The sequence below is a fragment of the Vibrio gazogenes genome (assembly GCF_023920225.1).
GTDB classification, from domain to species: domain Bacteria; phylum Pseudomonadota; class Gammaproteobacteria; order Enterobacterales; family Vibrionaceae; genus Vibrio; species Vibrio gazogenes.
The window spans coordinates 698,773-711,352 of record NZ_CP092588.1 but is presented as its reverse complement, the minus strand read 5'-3'; the positions used below and the strand labels follow the sequence as shown (position 1 = coordinate 711,352).

At 44.1% G+C, this 12,580-nt stretch carries 16 protein-coding genes; 3 read left to right on the top strand and 13 right to left on the bottom strand.

What is annotated here, in order from left to right:
• Positions 1–3: 3 nt before the first annotated feature.
• From MKS89_RS18750 to MKS89_RS18700, 11 genes are all read right to left on the bottom strand, one after another.
• Positions 4–684, bottom strand: a complete 681-nt coding sequence (locus MKS89_RS18750) for a DUF2786 domain-containing protein (protein ID WP_077316242.1) — start codon at positions 682–684, stop codon at positions 4–6.
• 170 nt (positions 685–854) lie between these two features.
• On the bottom strand, positions 855–1,346 hold the full coding sequence (locus MKS89_RS18745) for a hypothetical protein (RefSeq protein WP_235862463.1): 492 nt from the start codon (positions 1,344–1,346) through the stop codon (positions 855–857).
• A gap of 9 nt (positions 1,347–1,355) precedes the next feature.
• Positions 1,356–1,970, bottom strand: a complete 615-nt coding sequence (locus MKS89_RS18740; RefSeq protein WP_205409110.1) for a DUF3164 family protein — start codon at positions 1,968–1,970, stop codon at positions 1,356–1,358.
• A 2-nt stretch (positions 1,971–1,972) separates the two neighbouring features.
• Positions 1,973–2,182: a hypothetical protein gene (locus MKS89_RS18735; RefSeq protein WP_072961924.1), complete on the bottom strand. Its 210-nt coding sequence runs from the start codon at positions 2,180–2,182 to the stop codon at positions 1,973–1,975.
• The gene (locus MKS89_RS18730) at positions 2,172–2,369 is read right to left on the bottom strand and encodes a hypothetical protein (RefSeq protein ID WP_072961923.1); all 198 of its coding nucleotides are present in this window, start codon (positions 2,367–2,369) and stop codon (positions 2,172–2,174) included. The genes MKS89_RS18735 and MKS89_RS18730 overlap by 11 nt, the downstream gene beginning before the upstream one ends.
• Positions 2,366–2,686, bottom strand: a complete 321-nt coding sequence (locus MKS89_RS18725) for a hypothetical protein (protein ID WP_205409109.1) — start codon at positions 2,684–2,686, stop codon at positions 2,366–2,368. The genes MKS89_RS18730 and MKS89_RS18725 overlap by 4 nt, the downstream gene beginning before the upstream one ends.
• The gene (locus MKS89_RS18720; protein WP_072961920.1) at positions 2,683–2,961 is read right to left on the bottom strand and encodes a hypothetical protein; all 279 of its coding nucleotides are present in this window, start codon (positions 2,959–2,961) and stop codon (positions 2,683–2,685) included. The genes MKS89_RS18725 and MKS89_RS18720 overlap by 4 nt, the downstream gene beginning before the upstream one ends.
• A 2-nt stretch (positions 2,962–2,963) precedes the next feature.
• A complete protein-coding gene (locus tag MKS89_RS18715; protein ID WP_131814933.1) occupies positions 2,964–3,185 on the bottom strand; it encodes a hypothetical protein in 222 nt (73 codons plus the stop codon).
• Between the two features lie 8 nt (positions 3,186–3,193).
• Positions 3,194–4,138, bottom strand: a complete 945-nt coding sequence (locus tag MKS89_RS18710; protein WP_072961915.1) for an AAA family ATPase — start codon at positions 4,136–4,138, stop codon at positions 3,194–3,196.
• A gap of 24 nt (positions 4,139–4,162) precedes the next feature.
• Positions 4,163–6,172, bottom strand: coding sequence for a transposase domain-containing protein (locus tag MKS89_RS18705; RefSeq protein WP_423229174.1), 2,010 nt, complete (start codon positions 6,170–6,172; stop codon positions 4,163–4,165).
• Positions 6,169–6,402 carry a helix-turn-helix domain-containing protein gene (locus MKS89_RS18700; RefSeq protein ID WP_072961909.1) on the bottom strand — a complete coding sequence of 78 codons (234 nt, stop codon included), beginning with the start codon at positions 6,400–6,402 and terminating at the stop codon, positions 6,169–6,171. The genes MKS89_RS18705 and MKS89_RS18700 overlap by 4 nt, the downstream gene beginning before the upstream one ends.
• 189 nt (positions 6,403–6,591) lie before the next feature.
• On the opposite strand from MKS89_RS18700, the gene MKS89_RS18695 reads away from it, so the two are divergent.
• The 3 genes from MKS89_RS18695 (at position 6,592) to MKS89_RS18685 (ending at position 9,999) form a co-directional block, all read left to right on the top strand.
• Complete coding sequence (locus tag MKS89_RS18695; RefSeq protein WP_072961907.1) at positions 6,592–7,317, top strand: LexA family transcriptional regulator; 726 nt, start codon at positions 6,592–6,594, stop codon at positions 7,315–7,317.
• Positions 7,318–7,611: 294 nt separating this feature from the next.
• On the top strand, positions 7,612–8,034 hold the full coding sequence (locus tag MKS89_RS18690) for an NUDIX hydrolase (RefSeq protein WP_072961905.1): 423 nt from the start codon (positions 7,612–7,614) through the stop codon (positions 8,032–8,034).
• 396 nt (positions 8,035–8,430) lie between these two features.
• Positions 8,431–9,999 carry an ATP-binding cassette domain-containing protein gene (locus tag MKS89_RS18685; protein ID WP_072961903.1) on the top strand — a complete coding sequence of 523 codons (1,569 nt, stop codon included), beginning with the start codon at positions 8,431–8,433 and terminating at the stop codon, positions 9,997–9,999.
• A gap of 131 nt (positions 10,000–10,130) precedes the next feature.
• Here MKS89_RS18685 and MKS89_RS18680 read toward each other — a convergent pair whose 3' ends face one another.
• Complete coding sequence (locus MKS89_RS18680; protein WP_072961901.1) at positions 10,131–10,718, bottom strand: FMN-dependent NADH-azoreductase; 588 nt, start codon at positions 10,716–10,718, stop codon at positions 10,131–10,133.
• A gap of 224 nt (positions 10,719–10,942) precedes the next feature.
• Positions 10,943–12,241 carry a methyl-accepting chemotaxis protein gene (locus MKS89_RS20915; protein ID WP_278247359.1) on the bottom strand — a complete coding sequence of 433 codons (1,299 nt, stop codon included), beginning with the start codon at positions 12,239–12,241 and terminating at the stop codon, positions 10,943–10,945.
• Between the last annotated feature and the right edge of the window lie 339 nt (positions 12,242–12,580).

Below are 12,580 nucleotides of genomic sequence, written 5' to 3'. Positions count from 1 at the left end.
GTTTCATAGTGCTGCTCCAAGCTTCATGGTTTCATTGCCGCTAACGCCGTGGTTGAGCGTCACATCTCTAGCTGCTGCATAACCTTTCCTTTTGGATTCATCCGCCGCTACGCCAGAACCTTTTGCTTCACGGGCATTGCATGATGAAAGGTCATCAATGCTTTGCTTGAACGTTTGGATCTCTTGTTGCTCTTTGTCTGATAGAGCAAATTGCTCAATCTTTCTGTAAACCCCAATACACCAACCTTCACAAAACTGGTCAGCACGCTTGGTTTTGTTTTGCTTTTTCATTCGTGAGCTAAGGCTTTCAATAAACTCCTTTCGCGCTTTCATCAGTTGTCGTTCTAGAACAGCGAAAACATACCCAGCGATTTTTGGTCGTTCATCATGACCAATAAAAACAACGCCCATATTTGTGAAGGTGGGCTGTAGGTAATATTCACAACCAAAAGCTTTGGCTATTGAGTGCGCTAACATTCCAAAATATTTAGTTGGAGTTTTGGCTTTCGACATGGCATCTATAACTTGCTCATTAACACCCGCAAGCTCTGGTGTGTCACTTTGAATGCCATGCTCTTGCATTAACTTTTGAGCGCGAGACAACGCCAATGCTGCTTCGTTTGGATTGCTTGATGCAGCTAGCCTTAATAGCTTTTTGATTTTGTCTAAAATCTTCTCTTTCATTCGTCCCATTCCTTCTCATCACTTGAAATTGAATAAATTCGTTTGGCTTTGGGGATAGGCGTATTCCGCCAATCCCCGCAGTATCTATCTGCCCAGGTTTCTGCATCCTCTTGAGTGCATCCTCTTGAGTGCATCGCTTGTGATGCATGATGTGGGCAATCAACTTGTTGCTAGGCGGCTTCACCTTCGGTGTCTTTGCCATCCATCATTTCCTCGTAGGCATCACGGATACAGGAACCTTCACGGCACAGCACAAACTTGATTCCAGCAATAAAACCTTCTTCCAATGTGCCATCTGGAAACGCGGTTCCTTGGGTTTCCACCAACGCTTCAGCCATTTCAATTTCGCGCTCAAGTGCGTTGTAGGTGTGTGGTGTGGTGAATGATCGTTGCAGTTCGTTTTGCATATGCTTTCCCTTTTGGTAAACAGTGACGATGACTTGTTTGCAAAGGATGAAATAAGCGACATCGCATTCCAGAACGCGCTTGAGTTCTTTCCCTCTGGTGCGCTTATTTATCCTGTTGAGTTGCTGCTTCGTTGGTCTGACTGAACAGCGAATAGCAGCAACCAATTCCTCAAGACTTCGTCCCGTTCTCTCAACCCATCTATCTGATGCATGGTGGGTTAAGTAGACCTTTCCATAACGAGTCTCGATTTGCATAAATGCTCCTTAGAGCTTGGCGATATCGAGAGCGATTTGTTTGTATTGCCCGTCGCCTTGGCGTTCGTAAATACGCAGGTATGGTGTTTTACCCACTACGCGCATTGAGTCTGCAATGGCATCCATCGCTTCTAACCAGTCAGGGTCATCAATGTTTAACTGACGCAGTGAGAGCACTTGGTTCACATCAATGTGACCTTGTTTGTTGACGCGGAAGGAAAGCTCAACCAGTGCTTTGATGTGGTCATTAGAACCTTCTGACCAACGGGTAATGCACTCATCAATCTTTGCCTTTGCGGCCTGAATGCGCTCATCAAACACACGGTGCTCGCCAATAGAACGTTGGACTTTGTATTTGCCATCGAACGACAAAAGCGTAACGTTGCCTTTGGTGCCGCCATACTTCACATCAAACTCGGCTGAGCTTAGGTCTACGAAGTCAGCCACTTCTGCCATGGCTTCGCCTTTGAATTGCGCCATCATGGTTTGTGCTTCTTTCGCTTTCGCTACAATGCCCATGACAACTTCATCACGCAGTTTGTCGATGTCTTTGATTTGGCTTTCTGGCACTTGGTGACCAAGTGAGTTAAAACGAAAGCCTTCTTGTGGTTGGGTTGTGGTAATCATTACTTCTTCTCCACGATTTGGAATTTATAAACACCGTCTGTTCCTGTAACCTCAACTTCGTCAAAGTCTTTCGCATCAAGATCTTCAATCGCACACTCAATAGCGAATAAGTCTTCTTTTGCAGCAGCAACACTCTTTTCTAGGTGCTCGTGTTGAGATTCCAAAACTTCGATGTATGTTTCTTTGCTGATGGTTTCGTTAGTGGACATTGATTAAACCCTTCTTCTTAAAATTCATGTTTTGGATAGTGTTTTGAACTACTGGAGCTAAATCTTTTGCGATATCCAGAGCCATTGAATTGAGAGCTTTTGATGAGCCATCTTGGCATTGGCAGCGGATTTCGATTTTCTGATCTTGATTCTCAAGAATCGTGATGATTACTTTTGCTTTTTTCATGCTAATTTCCTCATAGTTCTTAGTTCGTGCTCATCCTCTTCAGAGTTGATCACCGTGTTTCCAACGTATTGCTGGCATTCGCCAGACCACCAACGAACCAGACACTTAGAGAAACGAGCCACATACATTTTGTTCAACGTTCCGTGGCGCATTTCCATCACAGCGACAGCTTTCTTTTTCAGCTTCTCTGAAGGGTTGGTAATCTCAATAACAGGGATTGCAGGTGCATAGTTCACGCGCAAAATAAAACAATTAGCTAAAACAAGTCGGCCTCGTGCGGTGATAAGTGCCATTTGTTTTTCGTGTGGATTCATCATTGCGGTGCTCCTATACCGAGTGCCAATTTCCATGTTTGGCTTAATAAATCAGGGTGCTTAATGCCTACTTGTTGACGTGGTAAGTGATAGTTAACTTTGCGTTTCTCACGCGCTTCTTTTTGGGAGAAACGACCATCGCCAGCATTGATGGCAGCAGTGATACTCATGCCTTGGTTTACGATTCGCTGCCTAAGCGTTTCTGGGTTAATGCCGTACTTCGCTGCAATAGCCTTTAAACCATCAATGCCCCTGTAGCTGTATTTAGTTCTAGCCATGCTCATTCTCCTGACTCGACGTTGTTAGCCTCATCTTCCATTTCAGCCAAAACGATAGGCTTGCATTTCGGGCAATAGTCGTAGTCATCATTGAATGCGATCAGCCAACCTCTATCCTGAAGCGCGTAATACTCAATTTCTGCTTGTGCTGGGTCGTTGGTATCTAACTCGCATGTTGAATAACAACGGTTTCCATCACATGTAACATTTGATTTAAAAGACACCACACACCTCACTCATTGGTTTCTAGTTCGTTAAACGCTTGGCGCAGTACCTTCTCTGTAATCGGGTTGTTGTTGGCAAACATCGCCGCCAATTTCAGAGTTTTGGTAAGCAGACGCAGACCACCTGGGCGCTCACTGATTTGCACCATCAGATTCATTTCTTTTTCGCTTTTGATTTCCCACGCTTGAGCAATGGCTCGAACATCAGCAATACGGGTTTTATTTAGGCCGCGTTTCTTAGCGATACGAGAGAACAGACGAGCAAAGTCTTCATTGCGACGACCACCAGTAAGCTGGGTGTAAACCTTGTTGTTACCCACTAGCACCATGCCAATTTCTGTTTCTTCCTGAAGAATGCGAAGCTCTTCCAGCGTTGGGTAATCAAGGTGATCGGCTTCGTCGATAATCAATAAGCCTTCGCTGTTTCTAAGGCGGTTACGAACGACGCGAGAAAGAGGCCCTTTGCGGCGAGGTGCATCATCAAGACCTAGCTCCATAGCGATTTCATACAAGCATTCGGTAAGGCTTGAACGGCTTGGGCTGGCTGTAACCATCCACACGTTGTTATTGTTGCGCTTGTACTCACGCAACGTGGCTGATTTACCCACACCAGAAGCACCAAAAATTGCCACTATTTCGCCAGCACCGTGCGAATAGGTAAGGTCGGTGGTGATGAGCTTTGCGGTTTCCGTCATTACAAAGCCAGGGTTAACGTTCGGCATTGCTTTCTTTTCGTCACTAAGGCGTAACCACTTATCAAGCTTTTCAATGATGGTGCTTGGGTCTGCGGCGTATTTGCCTTTAAGAACCTGACTCAAAGCAGCAGGAGAAACGCTGATCTCTTTTGCCATTTGTGATGATGTAATTACCTTTGAGTCCAACACACTTTTGATGCGCATCAGAATGTCGGTTTCTTTTACTTCTGCCTTCGATAAGGCCACAACGTTGTCCATATTTAGTCCTCGTTTAAATCAGGTTTAAAGGCGGTTTTTAGTGCGTTGTTCCATCATTGATGCAACGCTCTTTGCAAAGGCGGCTTCATAGTCTTCTTCGCTGTCTTCTTCATGACGAACGGCAACGGCTGTATTACCAATCGCCACAGGTCTGAACGGTTCAACCACTTTAGTTTCAGGAATAACTTCTTCTTCAAGCGGCTTCATCAAAGCAGCCAGTTCGATGGCATCCATGGTGGTTTGTGCTTTCGCAGCAATCTTGTGTGCTTTGGTTGCTTGAGTGCGGTGACGCTTGTGCTCGCGAGCCGCTTGCGTATCGCCAAAGCCTACTTTTTCTAAACATTCCGCAGAGCAAATATGCACACCGTTTAGGGTGTAAATCTCTACCGACTCATGCAGCTTCAAAGGGTCGAAACGTGCCACGAGTTTTTGACCTACGTAGTCCATCATCACTTGGTTGTGGTAACGGTTCTTACGACCTTTCAATGTTCCGCCAGCATCAAGAACAATGGTGCCGTGTTTAGAAACGCGAACCGCTTCTGCTTGCAGCATCATCATTTGCAATTGCTCAGGTGTTGCTTTGCGGATAGGCGCAGATTCATAACTGGCATTGAATGCTTGGTTGAAGCTCATAAAGCCTTGGCAAATTTCCGTGTTGCGGTTTGCTTTGGCGTTGAACATTTCGACGCCTTTGGCTATTGCTTCAAGGAACACTTCTGCATCAATTGCTTTGCTGCCGTAGTTGTCTGGTTTCGCCATCGGGTTTGAACCCGTGTAAGCCCCATGACATGCTGGATGTTTGTCGATGTACTCTTCTAAACCGCCCACACCAAACGCACGTTCAATCGGTTTTGCCTGACCATGGCCTTTACCAAGAATCACGCTTGACCAGTGCAGCTTGATATTCATCATTGGGATGATGCCGAGTGGTTCATCTTCTTTAACTTTGAAGCGGTAACGGTTAGGAACGCCACCCGTCATCCACTTGTTCGCGGCTGCACGTGTGTTATCCAATGTGATTTCTTTTGGCACACCGAACTTCTCGCAAACGTCCATCAATGAAAGGCGAATGCTGTCTGTGTTTTCGCTGACATCACAACGCCAACCCACGATCTTGCGGCTGTATACGTCTTGCCAGAACCATGTTTTAGGGCGAAGAGTTTCACCGTTGAACCACTTAACAAACACGTTGTGTTGGTAGCCATCGCCGTTTATCCATTGCAGCGCGTGGAGACTTTCCACAGTACGCTCTTGCGGTGGATACAACTGATGCAATGCGTGTTCGCCTTGTCGCAACATCACGATTTGTGGTTTAGGCACTTCATGTTTCAGACGACGCTCCAAGCTTTTAAGGCTTGGGTACTCCCATCCATTCTGATCGGCAGCATCTTTAAGGCGTTCGTAACAAGCTGACATTGCTGGTTGTTCAGACCGTAGGTAGTCCGACTTGAAGAACTCCCAAGCGTCAGGCGTGATATACGCAAATTGTTTAGCCTTTTTGGTTTGTGCTTGTGCTGCTTCGAACTGCTTAGGAAGCAGAGCGGGTGCCCAATCGCATTCATCAATACCTTTCACAGCCGCACAGTGACGACGAAGGGTAGAGAAAGGAACGTCATACTCTTTTGAAACTGAGTGGTATGCGTCCATCAAACTGATGCCATTACTTTTTAACGCGAAGACGGCTTGAACAGCTTTGAGGGATTGCTGAGCCTTATCTTTCGCTTTGTTGTTGGTTTTATTCCAACGGTTCCAAAGCGCCTCACGACAGTAACTTTGCTGGCTTTTCTTTTTTGGTAACTCAAGAACTAAGTCACCGACTTTGACTTTGCCTTCTTTTTTATAGAGGGCTGTTTGTGTTACCACAGGTAAAATGCTGATGTGGTACTCACTAGCTTTAGAACCTTCTCTTCGGCGTTTTAAAGATGGTTCAATGCCTTCTTGCTCCATAAACTTATTCAGTTTTGTTAAGCAATTTCGTTCTAGGTTTGGCATACCTGCCACCCCTGCAAGCTCTTTTGCAGTGAAGTACATCATGCAGCTCCTCTGCTATTCGCCTCTGGATAACGAGTAGGCCAAATATTCTCTGGCTCCATATCTAGCGCATCAGCAATGATGCGTTCGCCTTTAGGCCAAGGGGCGCGAAGAGCATTGTTTAACGTACCTCTGTGATAGCCATGCATTCGCGACAATTCTGCAATGCTTAAACCTTTCATCTTTAGGTGCGCAACAATCAGTGCTGAAGGCATATCTGATTTAATTTTCATCTTCTGTCCTTAATTTGGTACTATGCTGCGGTTATTACATGCACTAAATAACTGCACTTAGTTCATGTGTTTAAGTTTTGATCTAAACTTAGTTCTTGTTAACAACTAAATTTGGATCTTTTTCCTAAATTTAGTTCAGGACATATGGATGATGACTAAACGTAGATACAGCAATGGATTCGATGGAATATGACTAAAGACAATTCAAATTCTTCTATAGATCCAATAGTTATGGAGATAAACGGATCTTTAGCAGAACGATTAAGCAAGCTAATGAGAGGAAGAAGCGTTAGGCAAGCAGCAGAAGATTGGGGCATAGGTGCATCTACACTTAACGCATATATTAAGAATGGCTCTGTTCCAAATCTAAATATAGCGCACCAAATTTCGCTCAAAGAAGATGTCACGCTCCAATGGTTAGCAACTGGTGAGAAAATACAAGGCGATATAATTCAGGAACCACGTAGTGCCTATACGGCCCCTGATGCGTTTGCAGATTTCGTTTTGATACCAGGATATCGAATACAAGTCTCGGCAGGACAAGGCGCGTTAAACCCTGACCAGTTAGAACCGACCAGGTACTTAGCATTTAGGCGAAAGTGGTTGAAGTGGCGCGGATTCAGTGAGAAAGAACTTGCTATAGTATGGGCTAAGGGTGACAGCATGGAGCCAACCATACACAACAACGATACACTTGTTGTGCATACTGGCAGGAACGTACCCGCAGACGGGCACATATACATTTTCAGAAATGGTGATGAGCTTTTCGTTAAGAGGTACCAAAGTGCCCTAGGCACCTGGCGACTGATTAGCGATAACCCGATCTACGATAAGCTGGATATTCCGAAACACGAGCAGCACCAGTTTGAAGTAGTAGGCCAAGTGGTTCACATAGCCAAAGACATAGGCGATTAATTTAAACGTTTAAACGCGGTTTAAACGCCGTTTGCACAAACAGTCTCTGTGCTCATTTTGCTAGACGTATTTTCAAGATTTAAATAGGAATGCTCAAACCATAAAAGACCTGTCGAAAGACCAAATAACAAAAAAGGGGTTCAAGCTATTTCAGCCCAAACCCCTTATCATTCCTAGCTTTCCCAATCATTTGATCCCATTAGATCCCAAAATTTCCCGCCAAATCCCTATCTTTCTTTAAATTGCTCATTCTTCAAGTCTCTATACACCCGTGATTTGAAGTGAGAGTCTCTTATGCGACATATCCGAGCTAAAGCCGTTTGCCTGTTCCGACATAAACATCGAATTCTACTCGCCGAAGGGTATGACCCGATGAAGGATGAAAAATATGTCATTCCGGTCGGGGGTGGGATTGAATTTGGCGAGAAGTCTACAGATGCAGCTCGCAGAGAGACTTTCGAGGAGATCGGGGCGGAAATCGATAATCTGAAACTGCTGGGGATCAGTGAGAATATTTTTACATCCAATAGTACTGCAGGACATGAAATCGTGTTTGTCTACGAGGCAGAATTCAAAGATAGATCGTTTTATCAACGGGAACAAATTCCCGGGATTGAATCGAACGGCGCGCGGTTTATTGTCCGCTGGTTTGATGAGGATGATATTTTGAACGGCAGCCTGCCGTTTTATCCTGATGGCATCATTAACATGCTATAGCTGCGGTATTTCTAGCAAAATATTGATTCAAGGGGACTGATACCTGCTCAAACCCGCGACTGAGCCAAACGAAAACGAAGGGCATTCTTCACCCCAAGTTATTTGAAGACTTGCTTTGTCAAATTGGTGAGTCTTGACTGGGTGAGTGAAAATACAGTAGTCTTTGCCCATCACTTCTTGAGGAGATTACGCCAATATGAATCACTAAACCTGTCATCCATTTCTTATTTTATTTTTTTGGATTTACAGGGTTAGTAGGCGTAGCTCACTTTCCGATATTTCTGTGCAATTATATTTTGGTACTTGAACACTTGAATCAGAGCGTGTTTTTGCATGGATTTCATCTCTCATACTGACTAGCTACGGCTGTTGTCCCTGTCACACAGGAGGCAAATTATGCCAGTATTACAGGCTCACAATATTAGCCAAGTCTTTGATAACGGCGAAGTGCTGTTTCAACAATTATCATGCTCAATGAGTAGAAATCGAGTTGGGTTGGTTGGTCGTAATGGTATCGGCAAATCGATATTCGCTGCGATTTTAAGTGGTGAGCAACAACCGTCGAGTGGAACGGTCACGTATCCTCTGTCATGTGCGGTATATCGACAGCAACCAGCGCACTTGTTATCTGGTGGGCTTTCCATCGCACAGTTTTTGGGTAAAAACGATGTACTGAAAGCGTTGAAGCAAATTGAATCCGGGGATTGTTCAGCACATTGGTTAGACGTGATTGGGGAACAATGGGATTTATCCATGCGACTCACTCGGCAACTCAGAGAGATGGGATTACCCGCAGACCCCGATTTCCCCTGTGCTCAACTGAGCGGTGGACAATTGGCTCGGTTGCAGCTTTGGCAGTTGTTTGCAAGTGACGTTGAATTATTGATTCTCGATGAGCCTTCCAACCATCTTGACGCTCATGCAAAGCAGTGGTTAATCGAATCGATACGTGTTTTCGAAGGTGCGATTTTACTTATCAGCCATGAGCGATTGTTACTGCGTGAAATGGACGAAATTTGGCAGCTTTCAGGACAGGGGTTACACGTGTTTGGTGGGAACTACGATGTTTACGTTGAACATATGCGTACCGAGCAACAAGCCGTCGAGCGACAACTCGTGAGTGTGGATAAGCAGAAGAAAAAGTTGGCAGCACAAGCTCAGCGTAATCGAGAAAAGGCGGCTCAAAGAGCAGCGAAGGGAGACAAGTTGCGTAAAGCCGGTGGCCAGCCCAAAATCTTACTTGATTACAAGAAAGATAGCGCGACAGCGCGTACATCAAATCTCCATAAAAATGAGCAACTTCGCCAAGCACATTTAAATGAGAAAGAACAGGCGTTGAGAGCGAGGAAAGAACAAGTGAAACGCCAAAAACTCTATCTGTCTGACAACACAAGCCGATTGCATCAAGTGGTTTCGCTCCTGGAAGGGGTATTGTCTTTTGGGTGTCGTCAACCGATCACGCTTCAAATATATGCTAATGACAAGATTCATCTGACGGGCAAAAACGGGTGCGGTAAATCAACCTTGTTGAAAACCTTATTAGGAAAGTTCACGCTCCAGCAAGGGAAGCTGCACTTGAATACGTCATTGTATTATCTTGACCAGCATTTTGGTGCAGTTCAGCCTGAGTTGTCGATGCTGAATAATTTGATACAACAGTGTGAAGGGATAAAAGAGAGCGATGCCAGAACATTGCTAGCCGGGATTGGTTTTCGTCGTGATAGTGTATTTCGTCTTGGCTCCATGCTTAGCGGTGGAGAAAAAATGAAATTAGCGATGCTTATCGTCAGCCATCAACCTGAACAACCGATGTTACTTCTTGATGAGCCGGACAACCACCTTGATCTCGACTCTAAAATTATGCTGGCACAGGCGCTCCGAGATTACCGTGGTGGTTTCATTCTGGTTAGTCATGATGATGATTTTGCCAGTGAATCAGGAATTCAAAGACAAGTTACTTTGTAATGCGTCGGTATGATGATTGTTCTATATGTTCGTGTATTTATGGGGAGTTTTGTCTTTTCTCAGATATGAATAAAAAAACAGCGCGATTCGATTCGCGCTGTTTTTCGCTGAAAAAATGACGGCTTGGAAAATTAAACCGCGATTGCTTTCAATTGGTCTTTTGCGGCAGCAAGCCCTTGCTCTGCGGACTCTTCACCCATGTTCAGTGCTTCAGCATATGCAAACTCAACATCAGTCAGACCAAGGAAACCCAGAATTGTTTTGAGGTATGGAGTGACGTTATCAGTCGAACTGCCCTGATGAATCCCACCACGTGTGGTGATCACTACAACTTTTTTGTTCTCAAGCAAACCTTGCACACCGGTTTCTGTATATTGGAACGTCACACCAGCACGAGCAATCAGATCGAACCAATTTTTCAACTGAGTCGGGACGGTGAAGTTATACATTGGTGCTGCAATCACAATCTTATCTGCCGCTTTAATTTCAGCAATCAGTTGATCCGAAAGATTGACAACGGCTTGTTGTTCATCACTCAGGTCTTCAGTGGCACGCAATGCTGTGGCAACTGAGAAATCGAGTACAGGCAGCGGATTAGCCGCTAGATCACGGAGCGTTACTTGTGCATCGTTGAATTTTTCCAGATATGCATCAAGCAGTTTACTGGATTGAGAATATTCACCAAGAATACTAGATTTCAGAGCAAGAACATGAGACATAATAAATTCCTTGTTTAGTTGGAAATATGTGAACTGTAAACAGGAAAATATTTTAGTGACGCAAACAAGAATAAAGAAGTAGGAATATTCGCTTAACCTATTCGAAAATATTGAATTAATGTGCGGTACATGCCGGAGAAATGGAATGTTGCTCAGAAGAGAGTCACCTCATTGAATGAGGTGACTGTGACACGATAGTCAGGATGTTCGGATATGCTGCTGGTTTAAAGGTTTTCGTTTAACTCACTGACCGAGCGGGAAATATTCTCCGCACCCAGATAAATTTCATCAATCACGGTTGCGACCTGAGATATTTTATCCATACCTTCATCGGCAATCTGATTAACTTCAGACATCGCCGAAGTTGCCGAAAGCATCAGTTGATGGGTCTCACTGACGACTTTGGCGATTTCTTCCGTGGATTGAGCTGTCCGAGACGCAAGCTTGCGCACTTCATCAGCAACCACTGCAAATCCTCGTCCCTGTTCACCGGCACGAGCCGCCTCTATCGCAGCATTTAATGCGAGAAGGTTGGTTTGTTCTGCAATGCCCCGGATCGTATCGACAATTTCCTCGATACTTTTGGATTTATCATTCAGTGATTGAATTTTTTCTGAAGTCTCCTGAACCTGACTGGTGATTTTTTTAGAGACTTCGACAGCTTCATCAAGTTGATCCGCGCCTTGTTTTGCGATTTGGGATGTTTCCACGGCTGTACTGAAAGCTAACTCGGTAGACTCGGCAATCGCGATATTACGTTTTTCTTGCTGGGTAATATCAGATGCAAACTTAATGACTTTGGTCACTTTACCATTCGCATCAATAATCGGATTGTATGTTGCTTCTAACCAGACATGGTCGCCATGATTCGAAATCCGGAGAAACTTACCGGATTTAAAATGGCCTTGCCCCAGTTCTTGCCAGAAGTGCGGATTATTGCGGGTAAAAGTCTCATCACAGAATATCCGGTGATGTTTGCCTTTCAGCTGCTCTTGGGTATAGCCCATCGTCTGCATGAAATTTTTATTCGCACGAATAATTTGTCCGTCAGGCTCAAACTCAATAATTGCCAGTGAACGGTTCAAAGCATCGAGGATACTTTCTCTGGACTGATTTTCCTCATATTTATCCGTGATATCGTTGGCAATTTTCATAATCCGCACCACTTTATTGTCAATGGAGATCGGAAAGTAGGTCGCTTCTAGCCAGATATTTTGCCCACTTTTACTCTTTCGTTTGAATGTCCCTTGTTGTGACTGACCGGCTGCCAGATTTTTCCAGAATTGAGTATATTCTTGGCTGTGACGATAGTCATCGAAACAGAGCATAGAATGATGTTTGCCAAGGACTTCTTCTCGTTTGTAGCCTAACGTATTCAGAAAAATGTCATTGATATTTATCAGCTTGCCATCAATATCAAATTCAACTACGGCAACATGTTTTTCAATCGATGCTGTCGTGCCTTGTAACGTATTTAATTGTTGTTGTGTTTTTTGTAATTCAGATTTTAGTTGTCGGCTCATAAACATGAAAAAAATCCTTAATAATCATGGGCTAAAAATTAGCAAAGAATTCAGTACTCAATATGGTTACTGATACGAATAATTATAGAAGGTTATGGGTGGAAGTCTGCTTATTAAATAAAAAATTATGTATTCAATGTGGAGTAAATATCATTTCATTGTATTTTAGAAATCATATGTCATCCAAGCACAAGCTTTTGAAAAGTATGACATAGATGACAGGATAACGGCATAGAAAAGGCTTGGAATTGCTATTTTTTTTGAATAATATCAAAAATGTAGATTCGTTGTTCGCATCCGATTTAATCATCCTTTATATTTGAGCATTAGGGATTAGTT

Excerpts from the sequence above, each read along its gene's own strand:
- MKS89_RS18720 (WP_072961920.1), bottom strand. The coding sequence starts at position 2,961 with ATGGCTAGAACTAAATACAGCTACAGGGGCATTGATGGTTTAAAGGCT.
- MKS89_RS18730 (WP_072961923.1), bottom strand. The coding sequence starts at position 2,369 with ATGAAAAAAGCAAAAGTAATCATCACGATTCTTGAGAATCAAGATCAG.
- MKS89_RS18750 (WP_077316242.1), bottom strand. The coding sequence starts at position 684 with ATGAAAGAGAAGATTTTAGACAAAATCAAAAAGCTATTAAGGCTAGCT.
- MKS89_RS18690 (WP_072961905.1), top strand. The coding sequence starts at position 7,612 with ATGCGACATATCCGAGCTAAAGCCGTTTGCCTGTTCCGACATAAACAT.
- MKS89_RS18695 (WP_072961907.1), top strand. The coding sequence starts at position 6,592 with ATGACTAAAGACAATTCAAATTCTTCTATAGATCCAATAGTTATGGAG.
- MKS89_RS20915 (WP_278247359.1), bottom strand. The coding sequence starts at position 12,241 with ATGAGCCGACAACTAAAATCTGAATTACAAAAAACACAACAACAATTA.
- MKS89_RS18745 (WP_235862463.1), bottom strand. The coding sequence starts at position 1,346 with ATGCAAATCGAGACTCGTTATGGAAAGGTCTACTTAACCCACCATGCA.
- MKS89_RS18680 (WP_072961901.1), bottom strand. The coding sequence starts at position 10,718 with ATGTCTCATGTTCTTGCTCTGAAATCTAGTATTCTTGGTGAATATTCT.
- MKS89_RS18705 (WP_423229174.1), bottom strand. The coding sequence starts at position 6,172 with ATGATGTACTTCACTGCAAAAGAGCTTGCAGGGGTGGCAGGTATGCCA.
- MKS89_RS18700 (WP_072961909.1), bottom strand. The coding sequence starts at position 6,402 with ATGAAAATTAAATCAGATATGCCTTCAGCACTGATTGTTGCGCACCTA.
- MKS89_RS18735 (WP_072961924.1), bottom strand. The coding sequence starts at position 2,182 with ATGTCCACTAACGAAACCATCAGCAAAGAAACATACATCGAAGTTTTG.
- MKS89_RS18725 (WP_205409109.1), bottom strand. The coding sequence starts at position 2,686 with ATGATGAATCCACACGAAAAACAAATGGCACTTATCACCGCACGAGGC.
- MKS89_RS18685 (WP_072961903.1), top strand. The coding sequence starts at position 8,431 with ATGCCAGTATTACAGGCTCACAATATTAGCCAAGTCTTTGATAACGGC.
- MKS89_RS18710 (WP_072961915.1), bottom strand. The coding sequence starts at position 4,138 with ATGGACAACGTTGTGGCCTTATCGAAGGCAGAAGTAAAAGAAACCGAC.